Here is a 12,199-nt window from a genome sequence, read left to right as displayed (position 1 = left end):
AGCACCCGACCCGTTTCGTACCGGAAGCGGGAAAGAGAGCGTTCCCCAATCCCGCTAGGAGTACGAAACGGGTCGGGTGCTGGGCCGGGTCAGGAGACGACGCGGTCGAGGACTGTGCGGAGGGTCTTGCGGTTGACGGCCAGCGGGTCCTCCGCCAGCCAAGCACCGATCTCGTGCACGAAGTCCTCGGGCGTCATCGGCGGGGCGGGGACCTCCGGGGCCTCCCCGACGCTGACCTCACCGCGGCGGCTGGGATAGATCAGCACGGCGCCGCGCACCTCGACGCCGGGCATGAGCCGGTGGAACGCGGCGACGGCGCGGGGCAGTGACACGGTGCCGCCGCGGAACGGATTCCCGTTGCGCCACAGGGAACCCTCGTCGTCGGCCTCGTAGTGACCCGGCAGCCACAGCTTGGACTCGATGAGCACGAGGCGGCTGCCGCAGAGCACGGCGTGGTCGATGTCGGCGAACACCGAGCCGGGCAGGGACAGGCCGTGGAAGATCCGCGCGCCGGGCAGCCGGGTCAGGTAGTCGCCGAGCAGTTCGGCGGTCAGGCGCTCGGCGAGCTGGTCGCGCTCGGCGCCGGGCTCGCCGAACACGCGCCGCCCGCCGATCTGCGCGGCGAAGTCGCGGTCGGCCCTGCCGGAGGCCAGGTACCGGCGCGCCAGCCGCAGCATCGCCATGGTCGTGCCGAGCACCGTGACCAGCCACATCGTCAGCAGCAGCGGCGAGAAGTCGACCACCAGCACGGGCAGCAGCAGCAACGTGAACCCGCTGAGCGCGGTCACGGCGGGCGCGTGCCCGGGGCTGGTCACCGGGAGGAAGCGGACGCGCGCCTCGGGGTCGACCTCGTCCCACCAGGGGATGTCCTCGGGGTCGAGCAGCGTGGGCGGCGGTTCGTAGTTCGGGTCGGTGCCGAAGTCGCGTTTGCGCACCGGGCGCGTCCGCGTGGCCGTCCCACCACCCGTCGGGGCGGTGGCGCCGCCGCGGTCGTAGCTCGCGCGCTGCGCCGGGTCGCCGAGCACCTCGTAGGCCTCGCGCAGCATCCGGAACGTGCCCGCAGTGCCCCCGGCGTCGGGGTGCATCACCTTGGCCAGCGCGCGGTAGGCGGTCTTGATCTCCGAGGCCGTGGCGTTCCTGGAGACGCCGAGCAGCTCGTAGTAGTCGACCACGCCCACGTTGCGCCTACCTCCTGTGCTTGCGTGGACACCCTATGTGGTCGCTCTCGGTGATGATCACCCCGTCCGGGCGTAGGGCCGTCCAGGGGCTCCGCCCGCGCCGCCGCTACCGAACGCGATGGCCGAGGCTTCCGCTCAGTGGAAACCCGGGCTGTCCGGGGCTCCGAAGATCGTGAAGGTGGACGCATGCGGACTCAGATCGCGGTCGTGGGCGCGGGCCCGGCGGGCCTCCTGCTCGCGCACCTCCTGCGACTGGAGGGCCTGGACGCCGTCGTGCTGGAGACCAGGCGGCGCGAGCACGTGCTCGGCCGGATCAGGGCCGGGGTGCTCGAACCCGGCACCGTCGACGTCCTGCGCGAAGCCGGTCTCGGGGCGCGCCTTGACCGCGTCGGCCTTGAGCACCGGGGCTTTTCCCTGCGCTTCGACGGCGCGGAGCACCGCATCGGGCTCACCGAGCTGACCGGGAAGTCGATCACCGTCTACGGGCAGCAGGAGGTCGTGCGGGACCTGCTCGACGCGGCCGAGCCCGAGCCGTGGTTCGGCGTCTCCGACGTGGCGCTGCACGACGTCACCACCGACCGGCCCAGCGTCACGTTCACCGACGCGGACGGCACCGCGCGCACCTTGCACTGCGAGGTGATCGCCGGGTGCGACGGCTTTCACGGCGTGAGCCGGAACGCCGTCCCGGTCAGCACCTGCGAACGCGCGTTCCCCTACTCCTGGCTCGGAATCCTGGCGAAGACGCCGCCCGCGCACCACGAGTTGATCTACGCGCACCACGAGCGCGGCTTCGCCCTGCACAGCATGCGCTCGCCGGAGCTGACCCGCCTGTACCTCCAGGTCGCCCCCGATGAACAGCTCGACGAGTGGCCGGAGGACCGGATCTGGGCGGAGCTGGCGCTGCGGCTGGGCACCGCGTGCGAGCCGGGCCCCTTGGTGGAGAAGGGAATCACCTCGATGCGAGCCTTCGTCGCGGAGCCGATGCGGCACGGCAGGCTGTTCCTCGCCGGGGACGCCGCGCACATCGTCCCGCCGACCGGCGCCAAGGGGCTGAACCTCGCGGTCGCCGACGTCGCCCTCCTGTCGAAGGCGCTGACCTCGTGGCTGCTGCACGGCCGCGACAGCGAAGCACTGTCCTATTCGGACACTCGGCTGCGCGCCACCTGGCGGGCGGAGCGGTTCTCCACGGAGATGACCGAGATGCTGCACCGCTCGGCCGACCCCTTCGACCAGCGGCTGAGCCTGGCCCGCCTGCGCCGCGTCGCCTCCTCGCGCGCCGCCGCGACCGCTCTGGCACAGGACTACGTCGGAAGTTCGGAGGGCACGTGAACCTCATCGGCTACCGCAGAGACCCCGAGGGCACCCATCCGCCGCTGGACTCGCCGAGCTACGGCTCGACGCGGCTGCGCCACCCCGGCGAACGGCTCGTGCTGCTGCCGCACGGGCTCACCGAGGTCACCGGGCCGCTGCTGGGGCCGGGCCGCGTCACCGAGTCCGACAGCGACCTCACACTGCGAGAACCGTTGGGACAACGGGTGATCGTGCACGGCCGCGTGCTCGACGGCGACGGTCGGGCGGTGCCGGACGCGCTCGTGGAGATCTGGCAGGCCAACGCCGCCGGACGCTACCGCCACACGGCCGACCGCTGGCCGGCGCCGATCGACCCGGGCTTCGACGGCGTCGGCCGGACCCTGACCGACGCGGCGGGCCGCTACCGCTTCCTCACGATCAAGCCCGGCGCCTACCCGTGGCGCAACCACCACAACGCCTGGCGGCCGGCGCACATCCACTTCTCGGTGTTCGGCAGGGCGTTCACGCAACGCCTGGTGACGCAGATGTACTTCCCCGACGACCCGCTGCTGCCACACGACCCGATCTTCACCTCGGTCCCGGACGAGCGGGCGCGCGGCCTCATGATCGCCCGCTTCGACCTCGCCGCGACGGAACCTGACTGTGCGCTCGCCTTTGAGTTCGACATCGTCCTGCGCGGGCGGGACAAGACACCGGAGCACCGATGAGCACGCCCGCGCAGACCGTCGGCCCGTTCCTCCACATCGGACTGACCTGGCCGGACGGCGAGTTCGTTGTCCCGCAAGGCACCCCTGGAGCGTTCTGGGTTCGCGGCGTCGTGCTCGACGGCAACGGACAGCCAGTCCAAGACGGCCTCGTCGAGACTTGGCAAGCCGATCCGGAAGGGCGCTTCGACCACCCCGATGATCCACGCGGCGTCACCAGTGGATTTCGCGGCTTCGGGCGCAGTCCGACCACAGTGGACGGACGCTTCGGAGTGCTGACTCAACTGCCAGGCCCCCTTCCCGGAGCCGGAGCCGCGCCACACATCAACGTGTCAGTGTTCGCGCGGGGCCTGCTGCACCGAGTGGTGACACGGATCTACTTCCCCCAGTTCGACAACACGTCCGACCCCGTCTTCGCCTCGGTTCCGCGCGATCGACGGCACACGCTCGTCGCACAGTCCACACAGGACGGATACCGCTTCGACATCCGCTTGCAAGGAAGGGAAGAGACGGTGTTCTTCGATGTCTGAACCGGGACTCTTCGACGGCGTGCTCGCGGCGGGCGGCGTGCGCGAGGCCGTTTCGGACACCGCGTGGGTCCAAGCGATGCTCGACTTCGAGTCCGCGCTGGCCGCCGCGCTCGCCGACATCGGCCTGGTCGAACGAGCCCACGCGGACCTCATCGCGACGCACTGCCGAGCCGAGTTCTACGACGTCGCCGAGCTCGCCAGGGCCTCGGTCCAGACCGGCAACCCGGCAGCTCCGCTCGTGCGTGCCCTCAGCGACCGCGTCGGCGACGGGCACGTGCACCTCGGCGCGACCAGCCAGGACGTGATCGACACCGCCGCGATGATCACCACCAGGAACGCTGTCGCGGTGCTGCTCGACGACGTCAGAGCCGCCGCGCGCGTCGCCGCGTCGCTCGCGCGGGAGCACATCGACACCGTTCAGCCAGGGAGAACCCTTCTCCAACAAGCACTTCCAGTGACTTTCGGCTTCACGGCGGCAGGCTGGCTCGTCGGGCTCGTGGAAGCCGCCGACCGACTCGAAGCCGTCCAGCCAGCGCTCCAGTTCGGTGGCGCGAGCGGAACCCTTGCGGCGCTGGGCGATCGCGGTGTTGAGGTCGCGGCGGCCCTCGCGCGCCGACTCGACCTCGCCGAGCCCGTGCTGCCCTGGCACACCGTGCGCCTGCGCGTCGCTGAGCCCGCGTCGGCGCTCGGGGCGCTGTGCGGAGTGCTCGGCACCATCGCGCGCGACATCACCTTGCTGGCGCAGACCGAGATCGGCGAGGTGACCGAGGAGGGCCCGCCCGGCTCGGGAGGCTCGTCCACGATGCCGCACAAGCACAATCCGGTGGCCGCAGTCGCCGTGCTCGGGTGCGCCGCGCAAGCGCCCGGCCTCGTCGCGACACTGCTCCAAGCGGGCGTGCAGGAGCACCAACGTGCGGCGGGCGCCTGGCACTCCGAATGGCGTCCTCTGCGCGAACTGTTGCGCACCAGCGGTTCCGCGGCGCACTGGCTGCGCACGAGCCTCGAACGCCTCCGCGCGCACCCAGCGCGAATGCGCGCGAATCTCGCCAGCGACGTATTCGCCGAGCGCATCACGACCGAGCTGACGCCAATAGTCGGTAGGCAGCGCGCACACGACGCCGTCACCCGGTGCTGTGCGAGTGGGGGAGACCTGGTGGAGGCCCTCGCCGCCGATCCCGTGGTGGGAGCGCGCACAAGCCGTGAACGATTGACCGAATTGTCCGGGATGGACTACTTGGGCAGCGCGAGGCACTTCGTCGAGCGAGCGTTGCGGAGGGCGGGCGAATGAGGCTGCACAGTGTGTCAGAAGGCTCGGCGAAGGGACCCGTCGTCGTGCTCAGCGGCTCCCTGGGCAGCGACCTGCGGGTGTGGGACCACCAGGCGAAAGCGCTGGTGAGCGCCGGATACCGGGTCATCCGCCACGATCATCGGGGCCACGGCGCCTCCCCGGCGCCGAAGGGTCCGTACGCGCTGGCGGAGCTGGCCTCCGACGTCGTGGAACTCCTCGACGAGCACGGGGTCGGGCGAGCGCACTTCGTCGGCCTGTCGCTCGGCGGAATGGTGGGAATGCACTTGGCCGCCTCGGTTCCGCAGCGCATCGACCGATTGGTGCTGTGCTGCACGTCGACGAGTCCGGGAACCGAGGAAACATGGGCTCGACGGGCGGAAAGAGTTCTTCGCGAGGGAGTTTCTTCCATTGCGAATGATGTGCTGGAGCGCTGGTTCACCACTCCGGCCGATGATTTCTGGCGCGAAATGCTCCTGGGAACATCTGCGGAGGGATACGCCTCCTGCTGCGCAGCCATTCAGCGGATGGACCTCGCCGCCGAACTGCCGAAGATCACTGCGCCGACCCTCGTCATCGCGGGCGAACGCGACCGCGCGACTCCGCCGGAGGACGGACTGCGCATTGCCACCGGCATTTCCCGCTCCCGTCTGGTGGTCGTTCCCGGCGCCGCCCACCTGGGCCCCGTGGAGCGCGCGGAGGAGTTCGCCGAGCTGATCCTGGAGCACCTGGGCTCGGGCGGGCGCGGCGAGGCCGTCCGGCGCGAGGTCCTCGGCGACGCGCACGTCGACGCGGTCGAACCGTCGGCTTTCCAGAGCTACATCACCGAAGCCGTCTGGGGAGCGATCTGGACCAGGCCCGGACTCGACCGAAGAACGCGAAGCTTCATCACGTTGGCGATTCTCGTCGCGCTCAAGTGCCACGACGAACTGGGCCTGCACGTGCGCGCGGCGCTGCGCAACGGGCTGACCGAAGAAGAGATCAACGAGGTCGTTCTGCACGCGGGCGCCTATGCGGGCGTGCCAGCCGCGAATTCCGCTGTTCGCGTCGTGCGTGAGGCTGTTCGGAGCAGTCGCGCGGAGTAGTGGAATGACCACAAATAATTTAGGAACTCTGTTGGGTAACCGCTTGTCTTGAATTGTCGGCCATTCGGCGATTATTGAACTGGCGCTCAGCAAACGTTGGTTAGGGTTTGGGCTCTGGGGTCGACGAGGTGACCGGACACGACCTGGGGGCCTGTCCGGTCACCTCGTCCGTACTTCCCCGCCTAGGGCTTGAGCAGGATCTTCACCGCGCTGTGCTGCTTCTTCTGGAACGCCTCGTACGCCTGCGGCGCGCTCACCAACGGCACTTCGTGCGTGGCGAAGCCGTCGACGCCGAGCGGATCGTCCTCGGTGAGCAGCGGCATGATCTCGTCCACCCAGTTGCGCACGTTGGCCTGGCCCATGCGCAGCTGCACCTGCTTGTCGAACAACGTCAGCATCGGCAGCGGGTCGGCCATGCCGCCGTACACCCCGACCAGCGAGATCGTGCCGCCCCGGCGCACGAGGTCGATCGCCAGGTGCAGCGCCTCCAAGCGGTCCACGCCCGCCTTCTGCATCAGCGGACGGCTCAGCGCGTCCGGCAGCAACCCCGTCACCTGCTGCGCGAGCTTCGCGGCGGTGGAGCCGTGGGCCTCCATGCCGACGGCGTCGATCACTGAGTCCGGGCCACGCCGACCCGTGGACTCACGGATCGCCTCGGCCAGGTCGTCCTTGTGCTCGCGCAAGTCGTAGACCTCAACCCCGTTGCGGCGCGCGCGTTCCAGGCGCTCCGGCACGAGGTCCACGCCGATCACCCGCCCGGCGCCGCGCTGGAGTGCGACCCGGGTGCACATGTCGCCGATCGGCCCGAGCCCGAGCCCGAGCACCGCGACGGTCCCGTCCTTCGGCACCGCCGCGTACTCCACGGCCTGCCACGCGGTCGGCAGGACATCTGAGAGGTAGACGAAACGGCTGTCCGGCGGGCCGTGCGGCACCTTGATCGGGAGCGTGTTGCCGAACGGAACGCGCAGGTACTCCGCCTGCCCGCCGGGGACCTGGCCGTAGAGCTTGGTGTAGCCGAACAGCGACGCGCCCATGCCGTACTCGCGCACCTGCGTGGTCTCGCACTGCGACTGCAAGCCCTCGCCGCACATGTGGCAGGTGCCGCAGGAGATGTTGAACGGCACCACCACGCGGTCTCCTGGCTTCACCTCCGTGACCGCGCCGCCGACCTCGACGACCAGCCCCATCGGCTCGTGCCCGAGGATGTCGCCCGGCGTCATGAACGGGCCCATCACCTCGTACAGGTGCAGGTCCGAGCCGCAGATCCCGGACGAGGTGATCTCCACGATCACGTCGGTGGGCTCGCGGACCTCCGGATCGGCAACGGTGTCCACTCGCACATCGCGCTTGCCGTGCCACGTCACTGCTCTCATGCCAGCGGGATACCACCGCCTGACCGGGGCAAACGGTCAGCGGAACGCGGAGTGGCCCGTCAGGGCGGCGCCGAGGCTCAGCGCGTGCACCTCCTCGGTGCCCTCGTAGGTCGCCACCGTCTCCAGGTTCAGCATGTGCCGCAGCACCGGGTAGTCCAGCGTGATCCCGTTGGCGCCGTGGATGGATCGCGCCGCGCTCGCCACCCGTTGCGCCGCGCGGACGTTGCCGAGCTTGCCGAGGCTGACGTGGCTGTGGTGGCAGGCCCCGGCCTCCTTCAACCGCCCGATGCGCAGCGCCGTCATGCCCGCGTGGTTCACGTCGAGCACCATGTCCGCGAGTTTCCGTTGTGTCAGCTGGAAAGCGCCGATCGGGCGGCCGAACTGCTCGCGCGTCTTCGAGTACTCCAACGCCGCGAGGAAGCACGACCGCGCCGCGCCGACCACACCCCACACGATGCCGAATCTGGCTTCGTTGAGGCAGGACAGCGGAGCGCCCAGCCCCTCAGCGCCCGGCAGCGCCGCGTCCGAGGGCAGGCGAACGCCGTCGAGGGTGATCTCCGCGGTGATCGACGCGCGCAGCGAGAGCTTGCGGGGGATCTCCCGCGCGGTGAAGCCGGGGGAGGACGTCGGCACCGCGAAGCCGCGAACACCGGAGTCGGTGCGCGCCCAGATCACCGCGACGTCGGCGACGGAGCCGTTGGTGATCCACATCTTCGTGCCGTCGAGCACCCAGTCCGAGCCGTCGCGCCGCGCCCTGGTGCGCATCGAACCCGGGTCGCTCCCGGAATCTGGCTCTGTGAGGCCGAAACAGCCCAGCAACGAGCCAGAAGCCATGCTTGGCAGCCATTCCCGCTTCTGCTCCTCGGAGCCGAAGCGGTGGATCGCGCCCATCGCGAGCGAACCCTGGACCGACGCGAACGACCGCACGCCCGAGTCCACGGCTTCGAGCTCGCGGCAGACCAGCCCGTAGGCGACGTCGCCCGCGTCCGCGCAGCCGTAGCCCGCGAGGTGCATGCCGAACACGCCCAGCGCGCCGAACTCCCTTGCCAGCGCACGGGGTTCGGGGATGGTGCCCGCGTCGAACCAGTCGGCCACGTGCGGGGCCAGCCGCCGCGCCGCGAACGCGCGCACGGTCGCGGCGATGTCGCGCTCGGCGTCGTCGAGCTGGCTGTCGAGATCGAGGAAGTCCTGTGCGTCGGGCGCGTTCACGATGTCTCCCTGTCCGCCGGTCCATTTTCGTGACCCCATCGTGACTCAAGGGTGCCGCAATGGTTTGCACCCGACCCCGGCTCGGAATCCGCGCGACGGTGCGTGTACAGACACTCACGCTCCAGTGCTACGGGAATTTTTCACAACGCTCTGACCTGCGAAAACTTGTTGATAACGGGAAGATGTCTGTATTCGTCGGCCGGAGAATGCCATGATGGAGGGGCTTCGCGGGACGTTCTTCCCCCGCTTTCGCGCCGCGAGCGCTCAGCCGCGTGGCGCCGATCGGATACGACCGCAGATGTCCCGGGCCCTCCCCGACCGGGACGAAAGAAGGTGCCGCATGACCTGGGCAAGACACGCCAGCCCCGTTGTTGAGCACGGCCGCATCGCCGAAGCACGCGCAGTCGAGAAGGTCCACTGCGAGATCCAGAACGGCAGAGCGGCCCGCACCGTCGCCGTGCACGCCGCCAACGCGGATGACTGCCGCGAACTGCTGGAGATGCTCGGCCTCGCCGCCGACGAGGGCAAGCGCGCCCTCCAGAAGTCCTGACTCTGTCTACAAACCGGTTGGTATGCAACGGTTACAGGTGATCATCGCCTGGAGCCTTCGTCACCGGTGATCTCACCGCAGTGCTCGCGTCCGCGGCGGGCAGGTCGAGGCGAATCCTCGTTCCGGACATTGGACCGGAGCTGATCCGCAGCGACCCGCCCGCGGCGCGGACCACGCGGTGCGCGATGTCCAGGCCGAGCCCGGTGGAGCCCGCCCCGCTCGCGCCCCGGCTCAGCGCCTCCTCCGGATCGGCGATCCCCGGCCCGGAGTCGTCGACCAGGATCGTCACCACCCCGGCCCGGTTGCGCACCCCGAGCGCGAAGCCGACACCCTCCTCGGTGTGCCGGAACACGTTGCCCAGCAAGGCGTCCAGCACCGCGACCAATTCGTCGCGGGCGATCCGCACCGGCGCGGGGTGATCCGCTCCGATCTGCCGCCACGGCCGTTGCTGGTCCTCGGCGAGCGCCGCCCAGAACGCCAGCCGCTCCCGGCCGACCAGCGCGGCGTCGCAGCCCGCCGCGTCCCCGTCGACCAGACCCCTGCGCGCGCGGCGGATGATCTCGTCGACCTCCCGCTCCAGCGCGTGCACCGCGCTGCGAATCCGTTGTGCCCCAGGGCCTTCGCCCAGGGTCTCGGCGTCAAGGCGCAGCGCGGTCAACGGTGTGCGCAGCCGGTGCGAGAGGTCCGCCACCAGTTCGCGCTCCGCCGTCACCAGCCCGCCGATCCGCTCCGCCATGCCGTTGAACGCCGCCGCGGTCCGCTCCAGTTCCGGCGGCGAGGACACCTGCACCCGCGTGCCGAGGTCACCGTCGCCGATCGCCTTCGCGCCCTCGGCCAGGGTGCGGGCCGAGCGCACCACCCGCGTGCCCAGCCGGTCGGCGATCAGCACCGACAGCAGCACCAGCGCGAGCGCGACGGCCGCCAGCGACACCCACGCCTCGGTCACCCCGCGTTCCAGTTCCTCCTGCGGCACGAAGGACTCCACCAGCGCCGTGCGCCGCTCGCCCAGCGCGACCGGTTGCAGCACCGCCTTGCCGTCCATGACGTCCACAATGGACGCGTGCCCGCGCCGCACCGCCTCGCCCAGCTGCTCGCGGTTGGCCCGGCTGGTGCCGATCTGCCCGCCCTCCGCCGGGTGCACGGCGATCCGCTGCGCGAGGCCGAACTCGGTGGAGGCCAGCGCCGTCGCGATCGTCAGCGGGTCCGCGGTGATCGCCAGCACCGGGGTCAGCGCGCTGGCCTGCCGCTCCGCCTCGGTCAGCGCCCGGTCCCTGGCCAGGTCGTAGACCACCAGCATCAGCGGGACGAGGAAGGCCAGCGCCACCATCGAGGTCACCGCGAGCGAGACCAGCGCCAGGCTACGGCGCACCCGGGATCTCCAGCCTGATCCCGACCCCGCGCACGGTGTGCAGGTACACCGGCGCCGACGCGCTCTCGCCGAGCTTGCGGCGCAGCCAGGACACGTGCACGTCCAGCGTCTGGTCGTCGCGGCCCGGCGGCAGCCGCCAGACCTCCGCCAGCAGCTCCTCCCGGCTGATCACCTTGTGCGGCCGGGCGACCAGGTAGGCGAGCAGGTCGAACTCGCGCCTGGTCAGCTTCAGCTCGGTCGCGCCGAGGCGGGCCTGCCTGCTGTCCAGGTCCACCGTGATCTGCCCGGCCGAGAACGTCCGCTCCGCCTCTTTCGGTCTGCTCCTGCGCAGCACCGCGGCCAGCCGCGCGGCCAGGTGCTCGCCGGAGAACGGCTTCACCAGGTAGTCGTCGGCGCCCTCGCGCAGCACCTGGATGATGTCGGCCTCGGTGTCGCGCGCGGTCGCGGCGATCACCGGTACGTCGCAGATGCCCCGCATCATCCGCAGCACCTCGACCCCGTCGATGTCCGGCAGGCCCAGGTCCAGCACGACCGCGTCCGGCACCGCCCTGGTGACCTCGCGCAGCGCGTCGAAACCGGTGCTGACCGAGTAGGTGGCGTAACCGAAGTCGTTGAGCGCACGGACCACGGCGCCTCGGATGGCGTCGTCGTCCTCGACCAGGAGCACCGATGGCATGGCCGCACGTTAACCGGTCTTGCCAGGGGATGGCACGATGGAGTGATGAAGCGGCGGCTGGGGTATCTCGGCTTGTGGCTGGTGGCGACCGCGCTCGCGGTCGGCATGGCCTGGCTGGGCCTGCGCTCCGTGCTGGTCGCCGCCGCTCCCGGCCGCCTCGACCTGCTGGACCACCTCGGCGCCGAGACCGCCAGGGCCAGCGGCAACGGCGAGGCCATCGCGCTCGGCCCGCCGACCTCCGTCGCGGGCGCGACCGCGCCGCTCGCGCCGACCTCTCGCTCCGGCATCCCGATCCACCCGCCCGGCCCCGGCCCGCAGGGCCCCGGCCCCGGTCCCGTCGATCCCGGCTCCACCACCACGACACCACCGCCGAGCGTGCGGCCCACCGAGAACGGCACCAAGCCCACGACCACCCGTCCCACCGTGGGCGGCGCCACGACCACCACGACACCGCAGACCGATCCGAGCCTGCTCGGCCAGCCCGAGCCGCAGACCCGGACCGTGCGCACCAAGGGCGGCGACTCCACGCTGCGCTTCGCCCAGGACAACGTCTCCGTCGTCACCGCGCGCCCCGTCTCCGGTCACGCCGTCAAGGTGGAGCGCGCCTCGGCCACCTCGGTCATCGTCACCTTCTCCTCGGCCACATCGTTCTCGCGCATCCAGGCCAACTGGAGCGACGGCCCCGCGTGGCGCATCACCGAGTACCAGTACTCGTAGCCCGCACTCCGCCCCCTCGCCAATGCCTCGTTTGGTCCGTTGAACGTGCTGAACGAGTCATTCAGCACGTCCAACCACCTCAATGACTCGTTCAGCACGTTCAACCACATGAACGAGTCATTGAGGTGGTTGGCCAACGGCCCGTTTGACGCGTTGAGCGCACTGAACGGGTCGTTCGGTGCGTTCAAGTACCTGAAGGGGTCGTTCAGGGC

Annotated in this window: 12 protein-coding genes and 1 pseudogene; 8 read left to right on the top strand and 5 right to left on the bottom strand. The window is 70.5% G+C overall.

Features of this window, described 5'->3' with window-relative positions:
- Nucleotides 1-89: 89 nt before the first annotated feature.
- On the bottom strand, nt 90-1,178 hold the full coding sequence (locus CCN37_RS35225) for a DnaJ domain-containing protein (protein ID WP_086829395.1): 1,089 nt from the start codon (nt 1,176-1,178) through the stop codon (nt 90-92).
- Nucleotides 1,179-1,364: 186 nt separating this feature from the next.
- On the opposite strand from CCN37_RS35225, the gene CCN37_RS35220 reads away from it, so the two are divergent.
- From CCN37_RS35220 to CCN37_RS41795, 6 genes and pseudogenes are all read left to right on the top strand, one after another.
- Entirely contained in the window at nt 1,365-2,507 is a 1,143-nt protein-coding gene (locus CCN37_RS35220) for a 4-hydroxybenzoate 3-monooxygenase (RefSeq protein WP_086829392.1), read from the top strand.
- Nucleotides 2,504-3,196, top strand: a complete 693-nt coding sequence (gene pcaH, locus CCN37_RS35215; protein ID WP_086829390.1) for a protocatechuate 3,4-dioxygenase subunit beta — start codon at nt 2,504-2,506, stop codon at nt 3,194-3,196. The genes CCN37_RS35220 and pcaH overlap by 4 nt, the downstream gene beginning before the upstream one ends.
- Nucleotides 3,193-3,723, top strand: coding sequence for a protocatechuate 3,4-dioxygenase subunit alpha (pcaG, locus tag CCN37_RS35210; protein ID WP_086829388.1), 531 nt, complete (start codon nt 3,193-3,195; stop codon nt 3,721-3,723). The genes pcaH and pcaG overlap by 4 nt, the downstream gene beginning before the upstream one ends.
- Entirely contained in the window at nt 3,716-5,011 is a 1,296-nt protein-coding gene (pcaB, locus tag CCN37_RS35205) for a 3-carboxy-cis,cis-muconate cycloisomerase (protein WP_086829386.1), read from the top strand. Before pcaG ends, pcaB begins: the two co-directional genes overlap by 8 nt.
- A pseudogene (pcaD, locus tag CCN37_RS35200) lies at nt 5,008-5,727 on the top strand (3-oxoadipate enol-lactonase); the annotation flags it as partial. The gene pcaB and the pseudogene pcaD, both read left to right, overlap by 4 nt.
- Nucleotides 5,728-5,736: 9 nt before the next feature.
- Nucleotides 5,737-6,093: a carboxymuconolactone decarboxylase family protein gene (locus CCN37_RS41795; protein WP_246843502.1), complete on the top strand. Its 357-nt coding sequence runs from the start codon at nt 5,737-5,739 to the stop codon at nt 6,091-6,093.
- Nucleotides 6,094-6,275: 182 nt separating this feature from the next.
- Here the strand turns inward: CCN37_RS41795 and CCN37_RS35195 are convergent, their stop codons facing one another.
- Both CCN37_RS35195 and CCN37_RS35190 read right to left on the bottom strand, forming a co-directional pair.
- A complete protein-coding gene (locus CCN37_RS35195) occupies nt 6,276-7,466 on the bottom strand; it encodes a zinc-dependent alcohol dehydrogenase (protein WP_086829382.1) in 1,191 nt (396 codons plus the stop codon).
- Between the two features lie 36 nt (nt 7,467-7,502).
- Nucleotides 7,503-8,714 carry an acyl-CoA dehydrogenase family protein gene (locus CCN37_RS35190; protein WP_086829380.1) on the bottom strand — a complete coding sequence of 404 codons (1,212 nt, stop codon included), beginning with the start codon at nt 8,712-8,714 and terminating at the stop codon, nt 7,503-7,505.
- A gap of 301 nt (nt 8,715-9,015) precedes the next feature.
- On the opposite strand from CCN37_RS35190, the gene CCN37_RS35185 reads away from it, so the two are divergent.
- Nucleotides 9,016-9,225, top strand: a complete 210-nt coding sequence (locus tag CCN37_RS35185; RefSeq protein WP_086829378.1) for a hypothetical protein — start codon at nt 9,016-9,018, stop codon at nt 9,223-9,225.
- Nucleotides 9,226-9,256: 31 nt separating this feature from the next.
- On the opposite strand, the gene CCN37_RS35180 is transcribed toward CCN37_RS35185, so the two are convergent.
- A complete protein-coding gene (locus CCN37_RS35180) occupies nt 9,257-10,594 on the bottom strand; it encodes a HAMP domain-containing sensor histidine kinase (RefSeq protein WP_086829376.1) in 1,338 nt (445 codons plus the stop codon).
- Nucleotides 10,584-11,270 carry a response regulator transcription factor gene (locus CCN37_RS35175; RefSeq protein WP_086829374.1) on the bottom strand — a complete coding sequence of 229 codons (687 nt, stop codon included), beginning with the start codon at nt 11,268-11,270 and terminating at the stop codon, nt 10,584-10,586. The genes CCN37_RS35180 and CCN37_RS35175 overlap by 11 nt, the downstream gene beginning before the upstream one ends.
- Nucleotides 11,271-11,315: 45 nt before the next feature.
- Here CCN37_RS35175 and CCN37_RS35170 point away from each other — a divergent pair, with 45 nt between their 5' ends.
- Complete coding sequence (locus CCN37_RS35170) at nt 11,316-11,987, top strand: hypothetical protein (protein WP_086829372.1); 672 nt, start codon at nt 11,316-11,318, stop codon at nt 11,985-11,987.
- Nucleotides 11,988-12,199 lie beyond the last annotated feature (212 nt).

Source organism: Allokutzneria sp. NRRL B-24872 (assembly GCF_002155965.1).
In the GTDB taxonomy this organism is placed as follows: Bacteria; Actinomycetota; Actinomycetes; order Mycobacteriales; family Pseudonocardiaceae; genus Allokutzneria.
Note: the sequence above shows the minus strand (reverse complement) of the source record. Positions and strands in the feature narration are given on the sequence as shown.

Excerpts from the sequence above, each read along its gene's own strand:
- CCN37_RS35220 (WP_086829392.1), top strand. The coding sequence starts at position 1,365 with ATGCGGACTCAGATCGCGGTCGTGGGCGCGGGCCCGGCGGGCCTCCTG.
- pcaG (WP_086829388.1), top strand. The coding sequence starts at position 3,193 with ATGAGCACGCCCGCGCAGACCGTCGGCCCGTTCCTCCACATCGGACTG.
- pcaB (WP_086829386.1), top strand. The coding sequence starts at position 3,716 with ATGTCTGAACCGGGACTCTTCGACGGCGTGCTCGCGGCGGGCGGCGTG.
- CCN37_RS35195 (WP_086829382.1), bottom strand. The coding sequence starts at position 7,466 with ATGAGAGCAGTGACGTGGCACGGCAAGCGCGATGTGCGAGTGGACACC.
- CCN37_RS35190 (WP_086829380.1), bottom strand. The coding sequence starts at position 8,714 with ATGGGGTCACGAAAATGGACCGGCGGACAGGGAGACATCGTGAACGCG.
- CCN37_RS35185 (WP_086829378.1), top strand. The coding sequence starts at position 9,016 with ATGACCTGGGCAAGACACGCCAGCCCCGTTGTTGAGCACGGCCGCATC.
- CCN37_RS35175 (WP_086829374.1), bottom strand. The coding sequence starts at position 11,270 with ATGCCATCGGTGCTCCTGGTCGAGGACGACGACGCCATCCGAGGCGCC.
- CCN37_RS35170 (WP_086829372.1), top strand. The coding sequence starts at position 11,316 with ATGAAGCGGCGGCTGGGGTATCTCGGCTTGTGGCTGGTGGCGACCGCG.